The organism is Nocardia sp. Tas62D01, assembly GCF_055232035.1.
In genome coordinates, this window is record NZ_JBUYUZ010000001.1 from 7,954,842 (window position 1) to 7,979,726 (window position 24,885).

At 64.3% G+C, this 24,885-nt stretch carries 28 protein-coding genes and 1 pseudogene; 13 read left to right on the top strand and 16 right to left on the bottom strand.

Annotated features, from left to right (window positions below):
* Positions 1 to 23: 23 nt before the first annotated feature.
* Positions 24 to 569: a hypothetical protein gene (locus tag ACV7NQ_RS38225; RefSeq protein ID WP_463363991.1), complete on the bottom strand. Its 546-nt coding sequence runs from the start codon at positions 567 to 569 to the stop codon at positions 24 to 26.
* Positions 570 to 1,298: 729 nt separating this feature from the next.
* Between ACV7NQ_RS38225 and ACV7NQ_RS38230 the strand changes: the two genes are divergently transcribed.
* Entirely contained in the window at positions 1,299 to 2,246 is a 948-nt protein-coding gene (locus tag ACV7NQ_RS38230; RefSeq protein WP_463363992.1) for a phosphoglycerate dehydrogenase, read from the top strand.
* Between the two features lie 659 nt (positions 2,247 to 2,905).
* Here ACV7NQ_RS38230 and ACV7NQ_RS38235 read toward each other — a convergent pair.
* The 4 genes from ACV7NQ_RS38235 to ACV7NQ_RS38250 all read right to left on the bottom strand — a co-directional run bounded on the left by ACV7NQ_RS38235 (position 2,906) and on the right by ACV7NQ_RS38250 (position 5,718).
* Entirely contained in the window at positions 2,906 to 3,523 is a 618-nt protein-coding gene (locus ACV7NQ_RS38235; RefSeq protein ID WP_463363993.1) for a hypothetical protein, read from the bottom strand.
* 67 nt (positions 3,524 to 3,590) lie between these two features.
* Entirely contained in the window at positions 3,591 to 4,397 is an 807-nt protein-coding gene (locus ACV7NQ_RS38240; protein ID WP_463363994.1) for a hypothetical protein, read from the bottom strand.
* A gap of 11 nt (positions 4,398 to 4,408) precedes the next feature.
* Positions 4,409 to 4,546: a hypothetical protein gene (locus tag ACV7NQ_RS38245; protein ID WP_463363995.1), complete on the bottom strand. Its 138-nt coding sequence runs from the start codon at positions 4,544 to 4,546 to the stop codon at positions 4,409 to 4,411.
* 593 nt (positions 4,547 to 5,139) lie between these two features.
* The gene (locus ACV7NQ_RS38250) at positions 5,140 to 5,718 is read right to left on the bottom strand and encodes a TetR/AcrR family transcriptional regulator (protein ID WP_463363996.1); all 579 of its coding nucleotides are present in this window, start codon (positions 5,716 to 5,718) and stop codon (positions 5,140 to 5,142) included.
* Between the two features lie 175 nt (positions 5,719 to 5,893).
* Here ACV7NQ_RS38250 and ACV7NQ_RS38255 point away from each other — a divergent pair, with 175 nt between their 5' ends.
* Positions 5,894 to 6,205: a DUF4267 domain-containing protein gene (locus ACV7NQ_RS38255; RefSeq protein WP_463363997.1), complete on the top strand. Its 312-nt coding sequence runs from the start codon at positions 5,894 to 5,896 to the stop codon at positions 6,203 to 6,205.
* Between the two features lie 7 nt (positions 6,206 to 6,212).
* On the opposite strand, the gene ACV7NQ_RS38260 is transcribed toward ACV7NQ_RS38255, so the two are convergent.
* The 4 genes from ACV7NQ_RS38260 to ACV7NQ_RS38275 all read right to left on the bottom strand — a co-directional run bounded on the left by ACV7NQ_RS38260 (position 6,213) and on the right by ACV7NQ_RS38275 (position 9,077).
* Entirely contained in the window at positions 6,213 to 6,461 is a 249-nt protein-coding gene (locus ACV7NQ_RS38260) for a hypothetical protein (RefSeq protein ID WP_463363998.1), read from the bottom strand.
* A gap of 264 nt (positions 6,462 to 6,725) precedes the next feature.
* The gene (locus ACV7NQ_RS38265) at positions 6,726 to 7,211 is read right to left on the bottom strand and encodes a helix-turn-helix domain-containing protein (RefSeq protein ID WP_463363999.1); all 486 of its coding nucleotides are present in this window, start codon (positions 7,209 to 7,211) and stop codon (positions 6,726 to 6,728) included.
* A 195-nt stretch (positions 7,212 to 7,406) separates the two neighbouring features.
* Complete coding sequence (locus ACV7NQ_RS38270) at positions 7,407 to 7,637, bottom strand: DUF6400 family protein (protein ID WP_463364000.1); 231 nt, start codon at positions 7,635 to 7,637, stop codon at positions 7,407 to 7,409.
* Between the two features lie 549 nt (positions 7,638 to 8,186).
* Positions 8,187 to 9,077 carry an alpha/beta fold hydrolase gene (locus ACV7NQ_RS38275; protein WP_463364001.1) on the bottom strand — a complete coding sequence of 297 codons (891 nt, stop codon included), beginning with the start codon at positions 9,075 to 9,077 and terminating at the stop codon, positions 8,187 to 8,189.
* 87 nt (positions 9,078 to 9,164) lie between these two features.
* Between ACV7NQ_RS38275 and ACV7NQ_RS38280 the strand changes: the two genes are divergently transcribed.
* From ACV7NQ_RS38280 to ACV7NQ_RS38290, 3 genes are all read left to right on the top strand, one after another.
* Positions 9,165 to 9,644: a MarR family winged helix-turn-helix transcriptional regulator gene (locus ACV7NQ_RS38280; protein WP_463364002.1), complete on the top strand. Its 480-nt coding sequence runs from the start codon at positions 9,165 to 9,167 to the stop codon at positions 9,642 to 9,644.
* Between the two features lie 522 nt (positions 9,645 to 10,166).
* The gene (locus ACV7NQ_RS38285; protein ID WP_463358528.1) at positions 10,167 to 11,003 is read left to right on the top strand and encodes a transposase family protein; all 837 of its coding nucleotides are present in this window, start codon (positions 10,167 to 10,169) and stop codon (positions 11,001 to 11,003) included.
* A gap of 191 nt (positions 11,004 to 11,194) precedes the next feature.
* Positions 11,195 to 12,097, top strand: coding sequence for an NAD-dependent epimerase/dehydratase family protein (locus ACV7NQ_RS38290; RefSeq protein WP_463364003.1), 903 nt, complete (start codon positions 11,195 to 11,197; stop codon positions 12,095 to 12,097).
* 307 nt (positions 12,098 to 12,404) lie between these two features.
* Here the strand turns inward: ACV7NQ_RS38290 and ACV7NQ_RS38295 are convergent, their stop codons facing one another.
* The 4 genes from ACV7NQ_RS38295 to ACV7NQ_RS38310 form a co-directional block, all read right to left on the bottom strand.
* Positions 12,405 to 13,181: a tyrosine-type recombinase/integrase gene (locus ACV7NQ_RS38295; protein ID WP_463364004.1), complete on the bottom strand. Its 777-nt coding sequence runs from the start codon at positions 13,179 to 13,181 to the stop codon at positions 12,405 to 12,407.
* A gap of 851 nt (positions 13,182 to 14,032) precedes the next feature.
* Positions 14,033 to 15,046 (bottom strand): hypothetical protein, encoded by a 1,014-nt coding sequence (locus tag ACV7NQ_RS38300; RefSeq protein WP_463364005.1) that lies wholly within the window; start codon positions 15,044 to 15,046, stop codon positions 14,033 to 14,035.
* Positions 15,043 to 16,392, bottom strand: coding sequence for a Dyp-type peroxidase (locus tag ACV7NQ_RS38305; protein ID WP_463364006.1), 1,350 nt, complete (start codon positions 16,390 to 16,392; stop codon positions 15,043 to 15,045). Before ACV7NQ_RS38305 ends, ACV7NQ_RS38300 begins: the two co-directional genes overlap by 4 nt.
* The gene (locus ACV7NQ_RS38310) at positions 16,389 to 16,949 is read right to left on the bottom strand and encodes a hypothetical protein (protein WP_463364007.1); all 561 of its coding nucleotides are present in this window, start codon (positions 16,947 to 16,949) and stop codon (positions 16,389 to 16,391) included. Before ACV7NQ_RS38310 ends, ACV7NQ_RS38305 begins: the two co-directional genes overlap by 4 nt.
* Before the next feature lie 421 nt (positions 16,950 to 17,370).
* Between ACV7NQ_RS38310 and ACV7NQ_RS38315 the strand changes: the two genes are divergently transcribed.
* The 8 genes and pseudogenes from ACV7NQ_RS38315 to ACV7NQ_RS38350 all read left to right on the top strand — a co-directional run bounded on the left by ACV7NQ_RS38315 (position 17,371) and on the right by ACV7NQ_RS38350 (position 22,688).
* Positions 17,371 to 18,075: a hypothetical protein gene (locus ACV7NQ_RS38315; protein ID WP_463364008.1), complete on the top strand. Its 705-nt coding sequence runs from the start codon at positions 17,371 to 17,373 to the stop codon at positions 18,073 to 18,075.
* Positions 18,076 to 18,178: 103 nt separating this feature from the next.
* The gene (locus tag ACV7NQ_RS38320) at positions 18,179 to 18,781 is read left to right on the top strand and encodes an ion channel (protein ID WP_463364009.1); all 603 of its coding nucleotides are present in this window, start codon (positions 18,179 to 18,181) and stop codon (positions 18,779 to 18,781) included.
* A 417-nt stretch (positions 18,782 to 19,198) separates the two neighbouring features.
* Positions 19,199 to 19,750 (top strand): cation:proton antiporter, encoded by a 552-nt coding sequence (locus ACV7NQ_RS38325; RefSeq protein WP_463364010.1) that lies wholly within the window; start codon positions 19,199 to 19,201, stop codon positions 19,748 to 19,750.
* A 44-nt stretch (positions 19,751 to 19,794) separates the two neighbouring features.
* Positions 19,795 to 20,938: pseudogene (locus ACV7NQ_RS38330) on the top strand (IS3 family transposase).
* A 116-nt stretch (positions 20,939 to 21,054) separates the two neighbouring features.
* Positions 21,055 to 21,357, top strand: coding sequence for a cation:proton antiporter domain-containing protein (locus ACV7NQ_RS38335; protein WP_463364011.1), 303 nt, complete (start codon positions 21,055 to 21,057; stop codon positions 21,355 to 21,357).
* Positions 21,354 to 21,662, top strand: a complete 309-nt coding sequence (locus ACV7NQ_RS38340; protein WP_463364012.1) for a hypothetical protein — start codon at positions 21,354 to 21,356, stop codon at positions 21,660 to 21,662. Before ACV7NQ_RS38335 ends, ACV7NQ_RS38340 begins: the two co-directional genes overlap by 4 nt.
* A 390-nt stretch (positions 21,663 to 22,052) precedes the next feature.
* Positions 22,053 to 22,439, top strand: coding sequence for a helix-turn-helix domain-containing protein (locus tag ACV7NQ_RS38345; protein WP_463364013.1), 387 nt, complete (start codon positions 22,053 to 22,055; stop codon positions 22,437 to 22,439).
* 99 nt (positions 22,440 to 22,538) lie between these two features.
* Entirely contained in the window at positions 22,539 to 22,688 is a 150-nt protein-coding gene (locus ACV7NQ_RS38350; RefSeq protein WP_463364014.1) for a hypothetical protein, read from the top strand.
* A gap of 174 nt (positions 22,689 to 22,862) precedes the next feature.
* Here the strand turns inward: ACV7NQ_RS38350 and ACV7NQ_RS38355 are convergent, their stop codons facing one another.
* The 3 genes from ACV7NQ_RS38355 to ACV7NQ_RS38365 are packed head-to-tail and all read right to left on the bottom strand — an operon-like array spanning position 22,863 to position 24,885.
* Positions 22,863 to 23,372, bottom strand: coding sequence for a helix-turn-helix transcriptional regulator (locus tag ACV7NQ_RS38355; RefSeq protein ID WP_463364015.1), 510 nt, complete (start codon positions 23,370 to 23,372; stop codon positions 22,863 to 22,865).
* 44 nt (positions 23,373 to 23,416) lie between these two features.
* Positions 23,417 to 24,349, bottom strand: a complete 933-nt coding sequence (locus tag ACV7NQ_RS38360; protein WP_463364016.1) for a ketopantoate reductase family protein — start codon at positions 24,347 to 24,349, stop codon at positions 23,417 to 23,419.
* A complete protein-coding gene (locus tag ACV7NQ_RS38365) occupies positions 24,346 to 24,885 on the bottom strand; it encodes a glutamate synthase-related protein (protein WP_463364017.1) in 540 nt (179 codons plus the stop codon). Before ACV7NQ_RS38365 ends, ACV7NQ_RS38360 begins: the two co-directional genes overlap by 4 nt.

The window sequence follows — 24,885 nt, forward strand, 5'->3', positions numbered from 1 at the left end:
GTTGGTGGAGCCAGCTGACGATTTCAAGCCATCTCAGGCACGCGCAGGTGAGCGAAGGCCAGGTCGAACTCAGCCACCTCGAGCACGCGGGCACCACGCCGTTGGGTCGACGTGGTCCTGATCCTATCCGTCTGTTCGCGGCTGTTGTCCAGCGCCGCGCGGCTTGCCCAAACGGTCGCGGCCACCCCGCGGCCGGTTGCCCGGTCGGCGAAAAGGCTCGCGCTGCAAAATCCGTCGATCATTTCGACCTCCGGCAGCACGTCCGCCTTGAACACGTCGATCATTCGGTCGCTTTCGCCTGGATCGCCCTGCACCCACGTGCATCGAGTGCACGCGCCGTCGCCAGCCGGGTGAACGCGGTGCATCAGCGCGATTTCCCATTCTTCGACCAGATCCACCGGGCCGTTGAGCACCCGGGCGAGACCATCACGCAGTGGTTGGATCCGCTCTCTGCTGGCATGCATCGCGGCCTCGAATTCCCACGCGGTTGTGGCGATGCAGCGCCCCGATGCCCGGTCGGCCATCAATGACAGGCCAACCCACCCCTCGATTTCGGGCAGATTCGGCATCACTTCATCGCGGAGGTATGCGATCCCGTTGTCGATCGACGACGGCTGGGCCGTAATTGTGCTTGAACGTGCGTACACGGGCCACCTCCCTGGTCGGGGCGACGCCCCGGTGGCGCCACCGGACATACTCACTTTCCTCCGTGGCGAGCGTGCGCGCAATGCCTCATTTCGCGCGCAAATTCGAGGGAGGGCGCGGACGTTCTTGCCGAAATATTTCTCCGCAAGGCACGGTCTCGCGTAGTGAGCCTTTCCGACTAGCCGTGTCGGCGTGAGGTAGCCAGTCGGACGCTGGCGAGTGGAAGGTGTTGGGATGCAACGAGAAACGCGGAACCCCTGATAGGAAGTAGGTCCGTCTAAAGATCAACTTCACAGAGGTTCCGCGCCCTGCCCAAAAGTTGATCCCGGAAGCCAAGCCGCGTCGAGGTCCGGGCTGTACCTGCTCGCGTTCTATGTGGGCAGCTCGGTCTTCGGCGCCGTGGTGACCTACCAATGGCAGGCTGGGGGCTGGTACGAGGTGACGATGACCTGCGTGATCCTGATCGTCGCTGGGGGTATCTGCGTGTTCACCGCCCGCTGCTTCGACGCAGCCTCCCGGCCCACCGGCTCGGATTCGCGACCTGACGCGCCGTCGCGATGAGTGGCCCCGCGACTGGCCGGCCCATCCGGTATGCCTGAGTTGACCGCTGAAAGCCGCACCAACGGTGCAACACGTTTCGAGAGGATTCGCGCATGTCACGTGTACTGGTCACCACCGACTACCTCTGTCCCGGTGACGAGATCGACGACATTCTCCGCCGGCACGGCCATGAGGTGACCTACTCTCCTGCCCTCGCTGCCCGTAGCCGCGATGAGGCGTTGGCCCTGTTCGACGGAATAGACGGCGCCATCATCGCAAGCGAACCGGTCACCGCGGATATGCTCGAGCACGCATCCTCGCTGAAAGTCATCGCTCGCAGCGGCGTCGGCTACGAATCGGTCGACGTCGCCGTGGCCGCCCGCCGCGGCGTACGTGTGTGCAACACCCCCGGCGTCAACCACCACGCGGTCGCGGAAATGACGATGGCTCTGATCCTTATGGTCGCGCGGAAACTTCCCGCGGTCCTCGACGGTGTCCGAAACGGGCAGTGGCCCCGCGATGCCGGCCGCGAGCTTCGCGAATCCACACTCGGAATTATCGGATACGGACCCAGTGGTCGAGCTGTCGCACGACTGGCCCGAGCCTTCGGCATGGCCGTGGCGGTGAGTTCCGCACACCCGGACGCCGACGAACCGGGTATCGAATTCGTCGACCTCGATACTGTCACCTCGACTGCGGACTACTTATCGCTGCACGTCCGCGCCGATGAGTCGACCCGCCACTTGATCGACCGCAAACGCCTGCAGTCGATGAAAAGCACAGCGATCCTGGTCAATACCGCGCGAGGCAGCCTGGTGGACGAGGACGCGCTCGTCGAGGCCCTGGCCGCAGGCGAGATCGCCGGCGCGGCACTCGACGTCGTCACATACGAACCGCTGTCTGTCTCGAGTCCACTGCGCGCCTTCGACAACGTGCTCGTCAGCTCGCACCTGGCTGGTCAGACGACAGAAGCGCGCATCCGGGCAGGTATGTCGGCCGCACAAGCGGTGATTGATGTCCTCGCAGGGCGCGAACCCGCCTACCCGGTCGATCGACTGTGAGAGTCGAGATGGGCGCTGAGGGAGACACTCCGGCTATGCGGGTCAGCGACGAACTTCGGTCACCTCGACCGGACGCCGATCGCGACGGGAGAGTTCGCAAGCCTCGGCGATGTAGAACGCCTCCAGGGCATCTGTAGGGCTGCAGGGGTTCTCGAGTTGGCCGGCTGCTACGGAGGTAAAGGCGACCCTGGTAGATTGCGACGTGCTTTGTCGGACACCGAGTTCGGGCTCGGTGGTGGTTCAGCGGCCGGGCGCGCTGGTGGTCGAGCGGACGACGAGGGAAGGCTCGAGGCGGCGGCGGCGGGGCGGTGCGGCCGTCGTTTAAGGCAGGGCCGACGATGGCCCCGGGCGCTGAGGGGTGGACCGAGCGGTTGTCGATTCGGGCGGGTGCGGCGCAGTCAGTCTCGGTTGGGATTACGCAATGGCGAGGTGTCGCACCTGCGGCTGGACGACATCGACTGGCAAGGTCGGCGGCGTCGGCCCGTGTGCATCCTGATGACCAGTTGGCCGGTGAACCCGAACTGTTGCACCCGGTGACCCTGATTCCTGCACACGCACTGAAGAGGGGCACCGGGTGCATATCCGTACCAGTCCGGGTCTGGGCGCGTGTGTGCGGGTGCGGAAAGCGCCCGCGCACACGCTATTTCACCTGCCCGTGATCACGGCTGGCCGGTGGCGAACGCCTGTACGGCGTCGAGGAACTCCGGGCCGCCCAGGATGTATCCGCCGACGGTTCCACCGATCAGCACACCCACGGGGATGCTGATCCCCCATATCAGGGGCATAGCCGCCCCGAGGATGCCGCCCACGATGGCACCGCCGACGACGCCAGGCAGGTTCTTGTTGATCTGCTCCTTGAGCCGGTCGTAGGAGCTGATGTCCTTCAGTTGCGCAATATCTTCTGCCGTCGGGGTCGGTGTAAGCGTCAGGGTGCGGCCGTCCGCACCGATCTGCTGCGCAATCGCGATCGAACGCCCGTCGACGGCGTACCGTTGCGGCACTTCGGTCACCGCCGCTCCGTCGCCGGACTCGAGCACCACCGCACCATTCTGCGAGATCTCGAACTTGCCATTCTCAACGTTAGTGATAATGACCCTGTCGACTGGCGAAACGGTGATCTGGTAGTTGATTCCGTGATCCACACCGGAAGTCGTGTCCCCCGCAGTCACCGCAGTCGGCTGCTCCGTTACGGCCAGCTCTGCATGGGCGCTTGCCGCAGTGATACCCACGGCCGAGATGGCCATGAAAACGGCAGCAGTGATCTTCTCGAACTTCATTCTTCGAATCCCTCCACTCAGCTGCCCCTGATGGGCGGACCGAGTCAAACCTTAGGCGGTGTCGAATTCAATGGTGTGTAGTACGACACACACAGTTCGAAGTCACTGCACTCCTGTTTCCCATGTGACCGGCGGGAGAGCAGTACTCCGCGCATGCAGTGCGACAGCCCTGCCCCTGCGTAATCCCGTCTTCCAGCTGCACGCCGGGACCAGCGTGAATCCCCCGGTCACCGGAGCGATCGCGTGGCGAAGCAGCTGGCCTGCCTGTTCGTCGACAACGCCGTTCGGTGCGGCTTAGACCAGGCCGTGAGCGGCGAGTTTGGTGTCGAGTTCGCGCAGGCTGGCCGAGCCGGGGGGCGCTGTTGCGGATGGTGTCGCGAGCGCCGCGGACTTCGCTGGCGAGGCGGGGTGATCCGTGGGTGACCGCGGTGTCGGAGGTGCGGGCGATGATGTGGGCGGCCTCGTCGACTTCGCCGGTCAGGCACAGCGCGGTGCCGGGACCGACATCGGCGAACCCCCTGCTCAGTGCGAAGGCGGGGTTGATGAGGTCGACGCACCGTGTCGCGGCGGTGACCGCCTCGTCTCCGATGCCGAGTTTGGTCAGGCATTCGGCAGCGAATCCGGCGTTGAGCGCGGGATCGTAGACGTAGCTGGGCAGATGGGTGGCCGCCGCGGCGTCGATGATCTCGCGGGCTTCAGCCAGCGCGGTGCGGCATTCGCGGGTCTGGCCGAGTTCGGCGGGGGCCTCGGCGGCCATGTCGCGGGCATACGCCAGCAGGTACCGGTCGTCGCTGCGACCAACCCAATATCCGGCGGCCATGGCGTGGTCGACACCGATTCCAGCTCGCCCGCCCCGGGTCGCGGCCAGGGACATGTTGCACAGCATTACCCCAGCCGCTGATACGACTTCAGCCACACCACCAAGGCCAGCAGATGCTGATCGTTCTGCGTCTTCTCCCGCGCCCACGCGACCTCGGCGACCGTCGGCGTGAACGCCTTAATCAGCTCCCGCGCGGGAACCACTCTCTTGAACCGGATACGCGGTTCGATCGATCGCCGTCACAACCCAGACCCCGAGCAAGAAACTGACGTAACGCAGCGCAGCCTATCCAGCACGCGCAGTCCGATGCCGCGCGGGTTTTGCTACACCGAGCGAACCACCCTGCTGGCCGAGAACCTCGGAGCACATCCGCCCCGACCAGCAGATTCGGGAGCTCATTGCCCCTTTTCGCTCGTGTCCCGGCAGGCCCCCAGGGCGGTCTCCGCGCGGTGGCGGAGACCGCCCTGCGCTGTGTGCGGAGTTTGCCGTCTGTGTCTTGCCGACAGGAGGATGCCGACCAAAGTGCACGCTTCTCAGCATTTCCGGATGTTGATGCCGCTCACTAGTCGTTACACATATGTTCCAGCCCTCCTCTCCGGAACTCACCGGCGCCCGGCAGAGAGTGGCCGGGCAAGTGGGACATCAGCAGAAGGGGACATCCCGCCAGCGCTACGCGCTATATGCGGCATTACTGCGCATCCACTGCCCACGAAACTCAGCCGAGAGCCGGAGCAGCTAGTGGCTCGGCTCTGATCCTTGGCCGTCCAATGGCCCCTTTTTTATGGCGTGGGGCCGGTCAGCTTGGGGTGTCGGCGAGCTGGGTGATGAGGAAGTCGAGCCGCTCCTCCTGACTGTCCGGGGGAATGCGGCCGCTGTCCGACAGGGTGGCTATGCCGTGCAACGCGCTCCAGATGACTTCGGCGAACAGTTCGCGTCGCGCGTTGTCCGGGCGAAGACAGCTGACGAATTCGTCGAAGGCGGCGCGCAGTGGGGGCGGTGTCTCGGCGTGCGCGAACTTCACGTCGGTCGGCATGACGAACATGGCCTGGTAGAGGGCGGGCCGCTCGGTAGCGAACTCCAGGTAGGCGCGGCAGACGGCGTGCAGGGCCTGCCGTGGCTTGGGGTTGGCCAGCCGGGCACGGCGCAGGTGGGCGGCGAGTTCGTCGAATCCGTCGATCGCGACGGCGCGGACGATGGCATCCTTGCCACTGAAGTGGCTGTAGAGCACGGGCTGGCTGTACTCGACCCGCTCAGCGAGCCTTCGCGTCGTCACCGCCTCCCAGCCTTCGGCCTCGGCGAGTTCGCGGGCTGCTGTGATGATCAGCTGATGGCGTTGGGCGCGTTCACGTTCACGGCGCTCTTTGATGGCGGACATGGCAACATCCTAGCAACGCTAGACATCCTGCCGGAGGTATCTCTATCATCGACACGACAACTGGCGCCGCTAGACGATAGTGCACGCTGCTACCGAGAGTAAGCAACCATGCTCACCAACGTCGCCACCGTGCTCGCCGGACTGATCGGCGTGGGCATCATCTTCGTCGGCGCACGTGCCTTCTGGGGCGCCGCAGGCCGCAGTCGGTTTCGGCATCCCCGGCACACCGACCGAGGACCGCAGCTTCCAGGCATGGCTGGCCGTCAAGGCCGTGCGCGACATAGCCTCCGGGCTCTTCATCTTCATCCTGCTGGCCGGCGGGTCACCACACCTGCTGGGCTGGTTCATGCTGGCCGCCACTGGCATACCCGTGGGCGACGCGTTGATCGCGCTGCGCAGCAACGGGCCCAAGGCCGCCGTCTACGGCATCCACGGCGCCACCGCAGTGGTGATGCTGGCGATCAGCGTGCTCCTCCTCATCGCGTAATCGCTCCTCACGCCGCCTCGGCGGGGTATTGCCTCCACTGACGGATGGGTGAGTCGGGTGCGAAATTCGTCTTCGGCTCGGCGCGGGCGTTGCGCCAGCGGACGTAAGCGGCGATGGCCGCGTTCTGCTCGTCGTGGCTGCGATGATCGGTGCCGTTGAGCGCGAAGTAGCGCAAGGCCGCGAACTCGGCCTCGATCCAGTTCAGCCAGGATCCGTAAGTCGGGAGGAAGACCAGCTCGATGTCGTTGTCTGCCACCCAAGTGCGGACCTTGGCGTGCTTGTGCGGGGAGAAGTTCCAGCACCACATACAGCTTTCTGGCCGGGCCAGCGGACGCGCAGGGCCTCGAGCAGGTCGAGGAACTCCCGCCACCGCTTGCGCGGGCGGATCCGGTACAGCTTGCCGGTCGACAGGTCGAGGGCAGCAAGCATGTGCCTCACACCGCCGTAGCGGTTATAGGTTGCCCGCAGGCGGCGCGGACGGCGCACCGGCCCGAACTTGTCAACGCATATCACCCGCCCGTCAGCCGGAGGGGAGTCGTACAGCGCCAGGATGCGGTGCATCTTGACGATGAACTCCGGGTCGGTGGACGCCTTCCAGGTAGTGGTGGTCTTCCAGGAGACCTTGCCCTCGCGCAGGATCCGGCGCAGGGTCTCCCGGCTGATGGCCGCGGTCACCTTCTGCTTGACCGGCGAGCTTGCTCAGGCTCCAGATGGAGAACGCGGTGATTTTCCAGTCCGCGGGAGACGTCCGGGCAATCAGGCAGATGTGCTCACGCACCTCATCATTGATCGTCTTGGGGCGTCCCCCGCTCCATTTTGGGTCCAACGCGTCGAACCCCCGCTCGAAGAAGGCGTGGATGACATCGCGGACGTAGTCCTCGCCGACCTGCATCAGCGTGGTGATGTCCTTGACCGTCTGGCCCTCGGCGGACATCAGCACCACGATCGCCCGGCGGAGTTTCACCGGGTCCTTCGCGGCCGGCTGATCCGTAGCAGCTTCCGGCACTCCTCCATCGTGACCGACCGGACGAACACACTCGGTCGACGCCCCACGACCACCTCCAAGATCAGACCCCAGAGGCAGTCTGCTGACCGAGGAGCAGCGTGTCGATTACACGGAAAGACTGCGTGACGAACTAGGTCACGACTCGCCGGAGCCAACACGCCGAACGCCAGTCATGGTTCGTGCTCGGTGGTGAGATCAGTCGGCAATATGGCGCGTCGCCCGATCCGGCAGGATCCCGGCCCGGACGAGTTCCTCGTAGATCCGCTGCTGCTCATCGTCGAGATTCGAGTACAGCATGTCGTACGCCAGATCTTCCTCGGCGAGCACCGCGACCGGATCCCAGTCGTCACCGAGCGCCGCGACGACGGCGCTGCGCCGTCGTGCCTCGTCCAGCGTGAGGTCGTAAGCAAAATTGTGGTCGGCCATTTGGGCATCTCCAACCAGGTTCTTTCCAAAAACGAATTGACGACGATGCCCAACCACGCCTTCTCGGGCAATGACGTGCATCACGTTCCACGGTTGGACTTCGTCACATTTGATGCCCGTGCGCGGACTGGACCACGGAGCAAACGCGTCCACATAATCGCCACGACACGTCCCGATGCTATTTACCCCGACGCGAACACCCCGCACCGCTCGAACCCGAATTGGGCCGTACGACATCAGCGGCCGGTGACGAGCGCACGATAATCGGCATTACCGAGCAGTCAGCTGACTCGCGCAGACAGAAGAACACGCTTGTCGCGTAACGCCCGATTTCGCCGATACGAGACGGCCCCTGCCTCGGCGTCCGGATTCACCAGCGAAGCGGCAAGCCTCCAGTCACCCAGCCGCTTCATCCCGCCGCCGCTGTCCGATCTCGTTGGATCCGAGGCAGTCTCGTTGAGTTGAGGCAGTCTCGGGTTTGTCTCATGTAGCTGAGGCACAGTGACTAGAGTGGCTCGTGTTCCTGTTGTGACGAGCGGCGTCGAGTCGTCAGGCCGCGTCGAAGCGTCCGGTGAACTCGAGAATGGCCTTCGCCAGCTCGTCGGGGGCTTCCATCGCGGCGTAGTGGCCGACCCCGTCGAGGGATACCGAGCTGACCTCGGTCGCCGCCGCGGCCTGGGTCATGGTGGCGGCTGTGAAGGAGCGTCCGCCGGCGCCGACCGCGAGCACGGGTACGGTCAGGCCCGGCGCGTCGGCGAGAGCCTTGATCTCGGAACCCTCGCGCAGCATCGACCGGTAGAGGCCGATCGCTCCTCGCCAGCCGTCGGGCCGCGCGTAGGTGCGGACGAATTCGTCAATGTCGGCGTCGGTGCTCGCATCTGGGGTCGCGCTCGTGGCCGAGAATGCGAACTGCCCCAGGAACTCGCGCTCGCGCCCGGCCAGCAGCATCTCGGGAATGCCGGGCGCGGCGAGAACGCCGATGTACCAGGCGCCGCCGTGGGTGATATCGGCCAGCGCCTCCACGCCGAACCCGGGCAGTCCCGTCTCGATCGCGGTGAAGCTGAGCACGTCCTGCGGGTGGGTGGTCGCGAGGCGGAATACGGTCGCTCCGCTGATGTCTTGCCCGGTCAGGTGGACCGGGCCGAGGTTGAGGTGCTGGATCAACTGGTGCAGGTCCTCGGCTGAGGTGGTGCTGTCGTACTCGCCCGGTCCGTTGTCGGAGTCGCCGAAGCCGCGCAGGTCGACGGCGATGACGCGGTGGTGCTCCGCGAGCAGCGGGATGAGTTTACGGAAGGCCCACCAGGTCTCGGGGAACCCGTGGACCAGCAGGATCGGGGTTCCACCGGTTCCCGCCGCGACGTAGTGCAGCGTGGTTGCGTTGACCTCGACGCGGTGGTGGGTGATCTCCGGAAGTGTGGCGCCGGCTGGTGTGGCATGCATTGTCTCTCCTTAGCTCGACAACCTGGTTGTCGAAATATTAGCCAACCTGGTTGTCGATGTCCAGTCGTCTGCCGTACGCTTTCTGCCATGTCTCGCTCCGGCGCCGATCTCGCGCTGCTCCTGCTGGGAGGTTTCCGTTCGCTGGTGGACGACGCGACCAAGGAGCTGGCCCTGCGCGGCTACGAGGATGTGCGCCCCGTCCACGACTTCGCCATGCGGGCCATCGCCGCAGGCGCCGACAACGCCTCCGAACTCGGCCGCCGCCTGTCGGTCTCCAAGCAGGCGGCGGCGAAGACCATTGCGGTGCTTCAGGAGCGCGGATACGTGGCGCGCGATACCGACCCCCTCGACGCCCGCCGTAAACGCCTGCAGGTCACCGCCCTCGGCTTCGAAGTGCTGCGCCAAGGCGAAGAGATATTCGACCAGCTACGCGACCAATGGATGCGGCAGATCGGCGCCACCGAACTCGAGAACCTCGAAGCGCACCTGGCAACGCTGGTCGGAGCTTCGTCCATCCGCTTCGACACCCCCGGCTGGATGACCCGAGACCTCGGCGAACTGGCCTAGACGGCGCTCACGGGAAATAAAAGTCCCTTACCCCAGGTCGACAGACAGGACCACTCCGACGATTTGCCTCATGTTCAATGAGATGAACCCGTCATTCGCCGTCTCGATACGTTGAGGCACCACGGGTCAACGCCAGTGGGGTGCCTCAACTTCGATGAGACAGGACAGCCGCCCAATGGAGCCGCCGCTTGAATTTTAAGATCATCGGAGGTCTTCCCGGGTCGGGCAGGACAACCACGACGACTGATCACAGTCCAGGCGGCCAGCGTTGTATCTCCTGGGCAGTGGGTAGTCGAACTGCGTCTGCGGGAACCCATTGCCGCACAGTGATTTCCTGGTGTTCGTTGCGGGCAGGTGTCGAACAGGGTGATGCCGGAGTCGAGGGCTTCCAGGAGGCTTATTCATAAGCCTGTCCCGCAATCGGCTGTGGCATAGCAACTCTCGTGGCCTGTGTGGCCGGTGAGACGGTGATCGCACTGCTTGATACGTCGGCGCGTCGCAGCCGAATTGGCAACGGCCCTCATGTATCTCAGTTCGTGGAGTTACGAAGTCTACGAGCGAGAACGAGGGCCGTTGCGGTACAAGGCTATTACGGGGCTGACCGATGGGCAACTGACGGAACTGACTGCCCGGGTACACGAGACCGTCGGCGGGTTCGAGTCGGCCGGTCGCCCTTACGCGTTGAGCTTGTTCAGGTCTGTCGCTTTGGTGGTGTCGTTGATGCGCAGAAACCTCGTCCAGGATGTCGCGGGCGCGTTCTTCGGGATCAGTCAGTCCACGGTGAGCCGCCGCTGGGATCTGCTGCGACCGGTGATCGCTGACGTACTCGAAGAGTTCGTTCCCAACCCCCGCGACGTCATCGGAGTCGGGTCCGTGCTGGTGGACGGCACAATCTGCCCGACCTGGGACTGGTCGGCGATCCCGGACCTGTTCTCCGGAAAAACCCAGTATCCGGGGTTCAACATCCAGATCGCCGCCGACCTCGACGGCAGGCTCGTCGCGGTCGGCATGACGATCGTGCACGGCGCCCGACACGACGCGCACGCATACGCCGCCTCCGGACTCGCCGACCTTCTCGCCGAGATCGACACTGTCGCCGATTCCGGTTACGTCGGTGTCGACGGAATCGATCTGGTGCCCTACAAGAAACCTCCGGGCCGCGAACTGCACGAGAGCCAGGCCGCGTTCAATACCGCACTCTCCGGAATCCGGGCCGCGGTGGAGCGAGCCGTCGCTCACCTGAAGACCTGGCGCATGCTCAGCGAGGAAGGCGGCCGCTACCGCGCGCCAGTCCACAAATTCCCCTCTGCCCTGAAAACGATAGTCGCACTGCACTTTTTCGCGGAGGCTTATGAATAACGCTCCAGCAGGGTGGCCGCGCCTTCATGTGTTTCGTCTGGTGTAAGGAGTGGGCATAGCGGTCGTGTCCCTCCGGACACTGCAAAGATTGATGCAAACGGTGAGATATCGAGTGTGGCAATCCAATACAGCTGTCTGCATGCATACGCGAACATGTGTACGGCCACCCGCCGGTCGCCTACCATCAGCGCATGCGCGGCTCCAAGATCCTGATCACCGGTCCGACTGGACAGGTTGCTACTCCCATTGCCCGGGCCCTGGCGGTCGATAACGAGGTCTGGGGTATCGCCCGGTTCACCAACACCGCGGCTCGTGAAGCCCTCGACCAGGTGGGGGTGCGGTGCGAGACCGTCGACCTGGCCACGGGAGATTTCGCCGGACTCCCGTGCGACTTCGACTACGTCCTCAACTTGGCTGTGGCCAAGAGTGGCGACTGGGACAAGGATCTGGGAGCCAACGCGGAGTCCGTGGGCCTGCTGATGGCCCATTGCCGTAGCGCAAAAGCTTTCCTGCACTGTTCGTCTGCGGCCGTCTACGACCCGCCGGACGACGAACCCCGGACCGAGCGCGCCGCCCTTGGTGACAACCACAAGCCCTTGTTCCCGACTTACTCCATTTCCAAGATCGCCGGGGAGGTCGTCGCCCGCACGATGGCGCGGGTGCTCGGCTTGCCCACCACCATCGCCCGACTCAACGTCCCGTACGGCGACCACGGTGGGTGGCCGTACTACCACATGGAGATGATCCTGGCCGGCATCCCGATTCCGGTTCCGGGCGGCGGTCCGGCCCGCTACAACCCGATCCACGAGGACGACATCATCGCGACCATCCCGAAGCTGCTCGAGGTGGCGTCGGTGCCGGCAACGACGATCAACTGGTGCGGCGACCAGACCGTCAGCCTGCAGGAGTGGTGTGGGTACCTCGGTTCGCTGGTCGGCAGGGAACCGGCATTCGACGAGAGTGCCCAGGCGCTGCGCGGTAATCCGACTGACGTGACGCAGATGCGTGAACTCATCGGCGACACGACGGTCGACTGGCGCGACGGGATTCGCCGGATAGTGACCAAGTTCCACCCGGACCTGGTCGGGTCGTGAAATATTGTGTGAGAGGGGCAATAACGGAAGCCGGTTACTGAGTTCCGTCCATGCCCCCGCCGTTGCTCTCCGTCTGGCTACCGGTCATCCCGCTATCCGTTATCGGGCTGTGTCGTGCTCGGCGTGACCGGCTGGCGCCTCGTTCAACGGAAGGGTAACCACCGCACAGCAAAAAGGGAAACGCCCTCATGCCCAACCCGATCGCGCTTTCGGGTCAGTTCGTCGACCAATGTGCAGAGCCCACGTTGGTCGTAGAACACCGAACGAGCAATGCGCGCTCTTCGGCAAAGTAGTGCGTGTTGAGTCGTCATGTGCCCGAGGCCATGTACGCGGCCAGGATGTAGTTCGGGTGCCGGTCGAGGTTCGTGCGGGCTCGGTCGTATCGCATCGTCGTGCGTGGGTCGGCGTGGCGGGCGGCGATCTGCACGTCCCGCAAATCCACTCCGGCGTCGAGCATGGTGGTCACGAACGTATGCCGCAGCATGTGCGGGTGCATCCGCGGCAACCGCACCACCACGAACTGTGCCAGGCGCCGCAGGCGACGGGTCGCGCAGTGCCGGTCCATTCGCCGGCCCCGGGTGTTCAACAGGATCGGGCCGCGAACCCGGTCACCGCAGGAGCGGTCGATTGCCCGTCCTACTGCTGGAGGCAACGGCACGAGAACGACTTTGGTGCCCTTGCCGACCACGCGCAGTACGTGGTGGCCGTGCTCCTCGCCGAGGTCGTCGATGTCGGTTTGGCAGGCTTCGAAAATCCGTAACCCGAGGAGCCCGAGCATTGCAACGAGTGCGAAATCGCTCGGATGGGCCGAATCCCGTGCGGCGGACAGCGTGCTTCGAACTGCAGGTGCGAAAGACTCAGCGTCGGTGACTCGTTCGCCACTCGCGGTCGGCGCACGTATTCCGCGGGTGAGTGTTCCAGGACGCCGTCGATCACGCAGGTGCGGTAGAACCCGGTCAACACCGCGGTGCGGCGGGCGACAGTGGAGGGTTTGAACCGGCGGGTCTCCTGCATCCAGCGCACGTACCGCTCCACTTCTGGCCGGACCATCGTCAGCGGTGTGAGCTGGTGGTCGGTGCACCATCGGAAATACAACCGGAGGTCGGAAGTGCAATGGATGCGGGAGCTGCCGGTATAGCGGGCGAGGTAGGCCGCGCAGGCCAGCCGCAGCACTAGATCATCACCAGCAAAGGCGACATCGATATCCGCTGAGGTACTCATAAACAACGATGCATCCGTCAGGCTCTCGAACCGTATCGGTCACGGCATTATCGGATGTTTGAACACGGCTGCCCAACCGGGACTGTCTGGCTGAGTCGGATCAGCACTGTGAGACAAACCATGCCACGCCGTCGCCTATAGCGACGTGCAGGTGGAGATGCCGGGTGTGTTGTTCGTTTCCGAGGCCCCGGGCTCAGCGACGCGGGGCGGTCTCCCGCTGCATCTGTGACAGCTCGTCGTCGATGCCCACCGCTACGACGGTGTCGATCTCGCCCCACTCCACCGGAGAATCAGCGCCGGGTGGCCGTTGGCCTGTGCCGGTTGCAGCGACGCCGCGGCGGCGATCCTGCCCTACCCGGCGGCCAGCACGCGGGCCACCCTACCGGCCCACGACGGGAGACAACACGGCTCGCTCAACAGGGCTTCACATTCCCGCAGACCATGCAGGTCGCCATCGGGAGGCTGCGCCTGCGGCAAGCGGCTCACCCGTGTCGGCGTGCGGTATCACGCGGCGCCGCCGTCCGCCTCAGCACACTTCTCGTAGTTCAACGGAGCTTTGTGAAATCGGTTGCGACACAGCGCATCGCCGTTAGCGAGGCAAGCGGAGACCTGATCCTATCGGCCACACCGACCAGACGTTGCGCGAACGGTCTCGCCGCAGCAGCGCTAACCCGCAACATATCAGGCCGCCGCGCGGCGCAACCTGGCTTGCGGTTATTTCATGGTGGCGAGGTTGTGCCAGAGGTTTTCGAGGCTGTCGGTGCCGCCGAACAGTGTGGTGAAGTTGGTGGAGTCGATGAGCACGATGTCGCCGGCACGTTGGCCGGTGGGTGGCATCCAGATAAGCGCGTTGAATTCCGTGTTGCCGGCCGCGGTGTAGGGGTGGGGCCGGGTGGGGTCGATGCGCTGGCGGCCCAGGACCCGCAGGGACTCGCTTTCCGGTGCGGTGAGCGCGTAGTGCGGGAGATGGGGGTGGAAGTTGAAGGTGGTGACGTTGTCCAGTAGTTGGGGTGTGTCCAGATCGCGGAACCCGGTCAGGGGAGCGATCTCTCCGGTGCCGTCGACGACCGCGGGGCGTAGGCCCCACTTGTTGTGGACCGGCACGTCGAGCGCTTTCATCAGTGAGCGCGTGTACTGGCCGAATCTCTGCTGGCGGGGCACCAATGGGTCGCCGTGATGCTCGTATTCGGTTTGTCGCTGCGTGTAGTCGTCGGTGAAGCCGACGTCGTGGTGCGGCGCCAACAGCAGGCAGGTGCCTTCGCGTTGCAGCCAGTCCTGGATTGCGGCGCACTCTTCGGGTGCGGCTTCCTGCTCGGAGAGGACGTGATCGAGCCCGAACACCATCAGCGTGTCGGTGTCGGCCAGGATCCGCTCGTCGATCGGCAATTGGTAGCCGGCTTGGTCGATGCGCTGGAACACCGCGACGGGATGACCGGTCGCCTCACCGGCCAGCCGCTGAAACGCCAGAGTTGAGCGATGGAACAGCTCGAGTGTGCCGGCAATGCCTTGCAGGAAGTGCGCTGCGTCGTACTCGGAGGTCTCGTAGCCCGGCCACGTTACGTTGCGGACTTCGGTCATCGTGGAGAAGCGGTTGTATATTTCGGCGGGATCGCGTTGGGCCTCCCACGGGTAGCTCCACGTCCAATAGATGCTGATCCGCCGGCGCCCGTCGTGCGTGCGCGGGATGTGGTTCTGGTTGTAGGTGCGTGCCGGGGAAAGGGCGCTCATGATGTCACCTCTTGACGGTTGAGCGTGGCGAGATATCGCAGGGCGTTGATACCCGGCAGGAAGAAGTACGCGCCGCCTCTGAGCGTGGTGAAGGCCGGCAGGCCCTCGAGCACCTTACGGATGGGCCGCTTGGGGATGGTGAACTCCAGGGTTCCGTCCTGAGTGCCGCAGATGGGATCGTGTTCGTTGCCGAGTTCGTGGAATGTCTTGTCGTTGATCCAGACGTTTTGGGCGAACTCGAACTGGCGGACCAGGCTGGCGCAGATGATGAACGCGGCGATGCCTCGGTCCACCCCGTCGTCGGGTTCGCGTTCGGGTAGTGCGGGCCCGTAGGTGGCTCCGCGGCGAATCATCCTGCGGCGGTTCATGTTGACCGCGGTGTCGCGCGGATTGAGCCGCCGGATGTGGGAGCCGAGCGGAACCGCGTAGCCGTGCGGGTCCATTTCTTTGTAGGTGAAGTTGTTGTTTCGCATGGGATCCGCGCCAAGCTGCGGATCGTCGTGGTCGGGGGCCAGTGTCAGGGGGGCGCCGCTTTGCCAGCGGCCCATGAACTTCGCGGCGAGTAGCTCCTGCCCGTCCGGGGTGTCAGCGTGCTCGCGGAGATAGTTCCGAAACGCACCGACGTGTTCTTGCAGCCGCCGGTAGGCCATGTAGCTGCCGTTGCGTGACAACACCTCCGGCTGGGGCAGCCCGTGGGGTGGCCCCTCCTCGTCCGGGTAGCCCAGGATGAATTCACCGGGTTTCAGCGCTGGGCCCGAGCCTGGTGTCGGGGTCTCGCCCGATCCGTCGATCACTGGCTGGGACAACCGGTCTCGGAACCCGAAATGGTCATGGGCTTGGTCGAATGGCGGCGTCGCGTTCAAATCCAGGAACGACAACACCCGCACACCCGGGCAGCGGGCCACAAGCTTGTTGTGCTCGGCGGTGCATCTCTGGTGTTCGGTGTCGGTGCGGGCGAACAAGATCGCGATGGCGTGCAGGTCGTCACCGGCCAGCCCGCCGGCCCAGTTGTCCGGGTGATTGGCGCCCGTGTCGCCCAGGATGTCGGCGCGGGCGGCCATGCCTTCACGGAACTCGTCGGGAAAGGTGGCGAGCGATTGCTCCGACACGCCGAGCGCCCGCAGCCCTCCCCAGGTGAAGGCCAGTGTGATCCAACGCTCGGAACTGTCCATCGTGGCACGCGCGTCCGCGGCCGACTGGACCCGATCCAGCAGCGCGGCCAACCAGGCCCGGCCTCCGGCGGGGTCGTCGAAAGACAGGAACTCGTAGCGGCCCGTCATCGCCGGGGTGCGGGTCAGCAGGATGTGTTGGATGTCGTCGAGCTCGAGCGTCGACGGGGTGATCACTGCATCTGGTCGAGCATGTCGGAGAACGCTGCCTCTAGCCGCAGCGCTTTTTTGATCTTGTCGGCGGTGACGTAGGGATATTCGCCGTATTCGAGGAAGCTCGGAAAGTGATGTTCTCGGACGAATCGGGCGAACGCGCCCGGGTTTTCCTTCCAGTCCTCGGGGAATCCTTCGAGGTTGGTGAAAACGGTGGTGATACCGGTCTGGGCGAAGAGCGCCACCGCATCCTCGGTGTATTTGTCGAAATCGGTATCGAAGATGCCCTGATATTGGAAATGTAATCCGGAGCCGACATCGAACAACACCCATCGCAGATAGTGCAGCCGCAGTGGCGCCAGCACATCCGGACTACTCGCGACCGCGTCCTCTATCTGCTTGCCGTATGCGCGAATAGCGTCTTCTCGACCCAGCTTCACCTTCGCGATGATCGAGAAACCATAGGAGGCAGGCGTCCGTGGATAGATCGGGCCGTATCGGCCCCGCTCCAGCTCAAAATAGCCTTCGGCCGGTATGGCCATAGCTGCCGGTTTGCTCCAGTCATGATCGGTCGTCGACATGGCTCCACCTTCCGCACCACTGTAGGGAACCGGACGCCGATCAGCGTACCGCTTCCAAGCGCATAGGCGCAGCGCAATGAGCGGTGACTACCTGAGGTGCCATCAATCGAAATCGACAGCCGATACTCGCTGGTCGATGCCGGCCGCAAGCCGTGTGCTGGGAATCTGCTCGATCAGGGGGCCGGTCACGTGGATCGACGTCTCATCGACCGGACGGCCTGTGATATCGCCACGCAGCCATGACCTGCCCCGCCAGATTTCGAGTATGTCTAGTTTGCGGTGCCTGCCGGAAAGTGGGGGTGGAAACGAGCGACGCTCGCATGTGTGGAAAATAAGTGGATCCTGGAATCCGAGTTGCCCGTGTCCACTTATTAGAGCCATCAACCCGGCAGAACATGCTCGGATTTGGCAGGATGATGCCATGTCGACGCCAGCGCAACACACGGATCAGCCCTCGACTTTTCGCCGTCTGTCAACGCCACGAGCCGCCGCACTAGCCGGAGTCATATTCGCGGTGTTGTTCGGAACAACGTTGATCTTGATACGCATCGAAATACCCGAAGGCGTTCGGAATTCGACTCGGTTGATGACGGGCCAACAGACCTCGATCACGACAGCGACCGTGCTGATGCCCATCGCGGGCATCAGCTTCCTGTGGTTCATCGGCGTAGTACGCGACGGATTCGGGCGCTACGAAGACCGGTTCTTCCTGTCGGTGTTCCTCGGCAGCGGGCTGCTGTTTCTGGCGATGATGTTCGTCGCCACCGCCGTCGCCGGAGCGCTGGTGACAAGCAACACCGGGGTCGTCGACCCGGTCGCCCGCGGCGAGGTGGTCAACTTCGGCAAGATGGTCGTGTTTTCGGCGACCCAGACGTATGCGCTTCGAATGGCCGCCGTATTCATGATCTCGTTGGCGACAATTTGGTTGAAGACCAGGTTGATGCCCCGTTGGCTCGCCGGCCTCAGCTACCTGCTTGCGTTGACACTGCTGATCGGGAGCAACGTCAGCATGTGGGTCACGCTGGCGTTTCCCACCTGGGTGCTAGTAGTCAGCGGTCTACTGCTGGCCCGCTCGGGACTCGTCGACAACAGCGCACAACAGGCGACTCCGCGTAGCAAGCGGTAGAGGGAGCTTCGTAGCCGGGGGACAAGGTTGTCGAGTTGCCCCGACGCAGTGGCCGCGCCGTGGCTCGCCGCATTCATGCTGTGCGAGTCCTAGACTCTCGGCCATGGCGGACCCGGACGAGGTAGCTGCGCAGGGTGGCGAACAGGAGAAATCGGCCGTCGTGGCCCGACGGCCCGCCGAATCCTCTCGCGATCCACGGGAGTCGGAGCGGGCTCTGCGCCGAACCAAACGCGCCGTATGCGTGTTGGTACCGGTTCAAGTGGTCTTCTGGATCTACTTCTGGGCGACCTCCGCGAGGTCCGGCCTGTCGGCGCCGATGGTGCTGGTCGTCTGCGTGCCGCCGACCGTGGTGACGATTTACGCGGTGGCCACCGTGATGGTCATCAAAGACCGCTTGTGGACAACGATCGTCATCATCTTCGCCGCTCTGGACATCCTGATCACTTTCTCGAAGCTGTACTACGACGCAGGCACGACGAGAGACTTCACCGAGCCGTTGTCACACACCGGAGCCCTGTACTTTTCGTTGGGCATGCTGACGACCGCGGGCACCGGCACAATCTCGCCCGTCAGTGACGCCGCCAAGACCGTTGTCGGTATCCAGATGATCCTCGATCTCCTGTTCTTCGCCGTCGCACTGGTCATCGCCGTGACGCGATTCACCGAACCCACAGCCTCCACAGCCCGCCGCGACGACGCAAGGTAACCGCGGCAGTCCGCCCGAGGAGTACGGCTTCGGGCACCTCAGATCGCCCACACATGACCAGCGCTACACCCCGCCAACGACACGAAATGATCGCGTACACGGTGGTTCACCGAAGCTACCGTCCATTGCCGCGCCGGTCGCCATCGCGACCGGCCTAACACAACAATATGAATCAATCACTGGCCGTCGGCAGAAGGACGGCCTGGCCGCGATCACCGATACGGTCGAGATGTTCACGAAACTCGCTGAGCAGCATCCATCGGTGTACGGCGCTCATCTGGACGGCGCACGACGCGTACACGAGTGGCTCGAGGATACCGGCGATGGCACATGATCGCCTTGGTGGTGTCGCCGTGAACTGACGACCGCAATGCCTGCGGCTTGCGAAGCACGCCGGGCCCCGCCCGTACTGAGCAAATGGATACCACACACCGGCCGCAGGCCTATGTCGTGGGCCAGCTCGGTCTCGTGCTGTACATGTTCCTGGTGGGCGCCTCATTCAAGCTGGAGATTCTCCGGTCGCATCTGGGAAAGGCAGGAGCCACCTCGGCCGCCGGTATCGGTGTTCCCTTGCTACTCGGCGGCATGCTCGGCGTGTGGATGGTAAGCCAGGGCGGCTACTTCACGAGCAAAGTCGGCAGTTGGCAAGGCGGGTTGTTCGTCGCGTCGGCGGTCGCCATCACCGCGTTCCCGATGCTGGCCTGGATCATCTACGCCTCGGGTCTGTTGAACACCCGGCTCGGCACAATGTCGCTGTCGTGTGCGGCCGTCGACGACGCCTGCGCCTGGGTGCTGCTGGCAACGGTCGTCGCCACGACTAAGGAGAGCATGTCCGGTGCCTTCCTTGCGATAGGTGGGGGACTGGCCTATTTGATCTTCATGACCGTCGTTGCGCGGCGCTTCTTGCTGCGACTGAACACCTGGAAACCAGGTGGCCCGTCCCCAATGAATGAGACCGCTCGGTATTAGAGTCCTGTTGGCCCTGGTAGGGGCCAGAAGGGACGATTGGGATCATGGCTGGAGGACGGAAGCGGCATTCCGCGGAGGAGATCGTGCGGAAGCTGCGCCGTGCCGATGAGCTGGCCGCGGCCGGTAAGTCGGGCGAGGAGATCGCCGCAGAGCTGGAAGTGTCGGCGGCGACGTTGTACAACTGGCGCCGCTCTTCGGTATGGATACCGATGCGGCGAAGGAGCTCAAGGAGCTGCGGGAGCAGAATTCCCGGCTCAAGCGGCTGCTGGCCGAGGCGGAGCTGGAAAAGGACGCCCTGCGGGAGATCAGCCGGGGAAAATTCTGAGCCCAGCGTCCAAGCGCCGTGCCGTCGACATGCTCACAGCAGTGAAGGGCGTGTCGGAACGGTTCGCGTGCAAGGTCGTTGGGCTTGCTCGTTCGACGTATCGGCGGCTGCCCCTCGCGCAGACCCCGGATGATCCGGACGCCGGTTTGCGGGCCTGGCTGCGCTCGTATGCTACGAAGAACCCGTGTCACGGGTTCCGGCGGGCGTGGGCGCGGTTGCGGTTCGACGAGGGCAGCTCGGTGAACAAGAAGAAGGTGCATCGGCTCTGGCGGGAGGAAGGGCTGCAGGTGCGTGAGCACCAGCCGCGTAAACGGGCCGGCGTTTCGTCGATGCCGCCGGTCGATGCGGATGCACCGAAGGTGGTGTGGGCGTTGGATTTTCAGTTCGATTCCACCATCGACGGCAGAGCGGTGAAGATCGCGTCGATGGTCGATGAACACACCCGTGAATCACTATTGCATCTGGTTGAACGCTCGATCACCGCCGAGCGGCTCGTCACCGAGCTCGAGAAGGTCTTCACCACTCATGGTGGGTCGCCGACGGTGTTGCGGATGGACAACGGGCCGGAAATGATTTCCCATGCGCTGCAACAGTTTTGCGCAAACCGGGTCGGGATCATCTACATCCCACCGGGCACGCCGTGGAATAACGGATTCGTCGAATCGTTCAACCGTCGGCTGCGCAAAGAATGCCTCGACCGGAACCACTGGACAAGCCTGCTCGAAGCCCGCGTCGTCATCGGCGACTACAAGGTAGACCACAACCGACGACATCGACATTCGGCGCTGGGCTATCTGACCCCGGCCGAGTACGCTGCCCGCTGCAGCCACAGCCACCACCCGGTGGCCTGCGGCATCAACTGAATACGGATCGAAAACAACCTGGCTCTAAAACCGGGTGGTTCCGTCATCGGGGACCGGTCACAGGCAGCGGCGATGGCGAACGTAGCGGTAGCCTTCCTATTACTCCGCTCACGATCGTGCTGCTCGTTGTGCTGCTGGGGAGCTGGTTCACTGATTACGTCGGCATCTACTCGGTCTTCGGGGCGTTCGTGGCAGGCACGGTGATGCCGCGCGGCGAGTTGCTCGACACTATCCGTGATCGTTTCGAACCATTGGTCGCCTACCTGCTCCTTCCGGCTTTCTTTATCTACTCGGGGCTCAATACCAAGCTCAGTCTGATATTCGAGCCGAAGGTACTGCTGGTCGCGGTCGTCGTGATGGTCGTGTCATTCGCCAGCAAGTTCGGTGCTATCGGACTGGGGCCCGTTGGCAGGGGATGAGCTGGCGCGAAGCCGGCGCGATGGGTGCCCTCGCCAACGCTCGCGGATTGATGGAGCTGATTCTGCTCAATATCGGCCTGTCCGCGGGCCTGATCACCGGCCAGCTCTACACGATCCTCGCCTTGATGACGATCGTCATGACCTTCGTGGCCACACCGGTAATGCGGCTGTTCGAACGCAGCGGATGGAAGGAATGCCTCGTCTTCGGGCCCTCCGGCGAAGATCGCCGAAGTCCTGAAGAACGCCGAACTCCTGAGCAAGTGTTGGAAAGTTCTCGCAACAATGTGGCTGATGGTCCGCCATGACGCTCGGGTTCGGATCGGATCAGCAGGACCAGCTCCACAACGGCCGTCGCCGCCGTGTCGAGTTGTGCAGTTCCGGTGCGGTCCAGCCGCGGACACTTCTGGTTGCCTCTGATTTTCCGTTCGCTCGAACGGATTTCGAGGATGCGGTGGCCGCCTACGACAGTTTCGCGCTGGCGGGTACCTGTTCCTGGCGCGAGGTCGTGGATCGGTCCGTGTGCTGGCGTCCCGACGTGGTCGTCCTGGATGCCTCGGTGGCGCGCCTGGCCGGTCTGGCCGAGACCGTGGCTCGGCTGCGGGAATTGGAGCATTCGCCGATGATCACGCTGCTGGTGGAACTCGGCGCCGCCAAGGCGGATATCGGTCGACGCGGTGGTGGCAATGGACCGCGGTGTGGTCGCGGTACTGGAGGTACTGGAGGTACTGGAGGTGCTGATCTCGGGAGCGGTGTTGGCGATGGCACCGCAGCCGGATCGTGTTCATCCCGACGTGGCTATGGATTATGAAGTGCGGCAGTGTCTCTCAACTCGTGTTCGCCCCGGTGTGGCGATGGATTACGAAGTGCGGCAGCGTCTTTCAACGCTGACTAAGCGGGAGCGGGAGATTCTGCGGCTGGTGGTCGACGGCCTGTCCAACCGGGAGGTTGGTTCCCGGCTGTTCATCAGTCCGGAGACGGTGAAGGAATATGTCAGTCGCATTCTCGCGAAGCTGAAGGTGACCAACCGTATCGAGGCCGCGGTGGCCGCCGTCCGTGCGGAGTTCGACAATGGCGACTGGTAGTCGATCAGCGCCTGCTCTACTGGTGCCGACGCGACCGAGCGGATGGCTTCGGTCACTGCTGCCAGTGCCATCAGGCGCACCAGGTCGACGTTGGCATCGATGGATGTGCACGCCCGCACCGCATTCGTCGATGCCGATCAGGTCGCCCGTGAGTTACTGCGTGTCTGGCTCAACCCGTTCGGCGCGCCCACCCTGCCGCCGGGACATGCGGCGTTCCGTGAAGGTATGCCGCTGAAGCAGATTCGCTGAACGGAGATATCGTGTGATGCATATCTCGCTCGTGCGGGACCGGCGGTGACGTCGTGCCCGACGGATCGGACCCGAGCAAGGCGACTCAGTCCGCGACGCCACCGGACGATCAGTTGGACTTCAACGCTACGGCGAACGTCCGATTTGCGCTGGAACCCGTCAGCCTGAACACGTTTACCACGGCCGGTGTCGCGCTCGACCAGGCGTTGCTCGACAACGTCTACCAGGATTGGACCAGCCGCACGCTAGCGCGGTGCTGATAACCGGATGGCCGTCGAGCAGGTGCACCAGGGCGTGCTGGACGCGCAGCAGGGTCCGCCACTGGTGGAAGCTCATGCCGAGCTCGGCGTGGAACAGGCGGCTGAGCGTGCGTTCGCTGGCGCCGGCGGCCCGTCCCAATTCGGCCAAAGTGGAGGTGTTACCCGGGTCGGCGTGCAGCAGGTCGGCGACGGCACGCAGCCGGTCATCGCGCGGCTCGGGAAGATAAACGAACTGCTCGGGGATGTCGGTCAGCTCGTCGAGCACGACTTGGCGCAGCCGCTCTCGGGCGCCGGCCTGGAACGGGCGATCAGCCGGTGTCTGGGCGGTGTTCGAGTCGAGCTGATCCGACTTGATGACACGCACCCCGTTGTCCCGCCAATCACCGTCCGCAGACGAATTCGGCTGTGGTTCATTCGCTGCCACGTGTCGCCCTTCCGGTTCGATCGAGCTCGAACTCTATCGCCGGGTCAGCTCCCCGATTCGGCCGGAGCCGACCCGTTGCCCAGTCGAGCCAGGTCAGCGACCAAGCGCTCGGTCAGCGGCATCGGCACCGTGTGCCGCTGCGCGATGCGCAGCAACGCGCCCCCGATCGCATCCAGCTCCAGCGGGCGTCCGGCCTCGGCGTCACGTTGCATCGACGACTTGGCTTCCGGCGGGAAGGCGTCGTAGAACAGTAGGGCTGCCTCGACATCGGCGGGCACGCCGGACGCGCGGCTCAGTGCGGCGATCTCCGCAACGAGGTCGACCAGCTCCGCGCGATGCACGGTGCGCATGTCGCCGACGGAACACCGTTGGCGCGTGGTCATCAGGGCGAACGGAGCGAGGAAAAACAGTTTGCCCCAGAGCATGGCGGCTTCGTCCTCGCGTGCGGTTGCATGTACGCCGATGCCGTTGAGCATCGCGGCCAGTGCGTCGAGCCGTTCGAGTGGCGCGGTGGCACTCGCCAGATCGATCTCGACGAACGGGCTGCCGTGCACGATGGACCCCGGCGCAACGCGGGTCGAGGCAACCCGGATCACGCCAGGCACGACCAGATCCGGGCGGTACCGCTCGCGCAGGGCCGCCGGATGCTCGATCCCGTTGAGCAGCGGTACCACCAAGCCGTCCCCCAGCGCAGTGGGGGACACCCGGTCGATGGCTGTGCCGAGGACGTTCTGTTTGACCGTCACCAGGCACACGTCGACGGGCTCGGGTAACTCGGTATCCGCCTCGGCCTGCACGGTGAAGTCGCCGAACATCCCGCTGCGCACCTGCATTCCGTGCTCATGCACGGCGCGCACCGTCTCTTGTCCGCCGAGGAAGATCACTCGGTGCCCGGCACGGGCCAGCAGCGCACCCACCAGCCCGCCGACACCGCCGGGGCCGAGTACTGCCACGCGCCACGGTCGCACTGTATTCATCGCGTCCTCTCGTTCGTAGCAGGGAACCAGATGTCCTCGGCGGCCAGATCCGCGATCCGGTACTTACCGAGCGCGCTGATCAGGAGCCGCAGCTCCAGCTCGAACGCGGCCAGCAGGTTCGTCAGTCCATGATCGGCGTTCTCGTCCGCGGCGACCAGCGCCGCCCGGCCGAGGCCGACGGCGGAGGCGCCGAGTGCCAGGCACTTGACGACTCGGGTTCCCTCCCAGCACCGTCCGGAGACCAGCAGGCTGTGGCCATGCCGGTCGCGGTCGGCGACACGGCGCAAACATTCGGCCAACGGTAGGCCGACATGATCGAGGAACCCGTGCGGTGCCCATCCCGTGCCCGCCTCGGCGCCGTCGACGGTCACCGCATCGGCGCCTGCCGCCCACGCGACCTCGGCCGCGTCGGCCACATCCCTGGCAGGTGGCAGCTTCACCCAGACGCGGCATCGCGGATAGTTGTTGCGCATCAACCGAATCTGCTGGCGCAGGATCTCCTCGGTGAATGTGCCAGGAGTGGCGGAGCGCCGCAC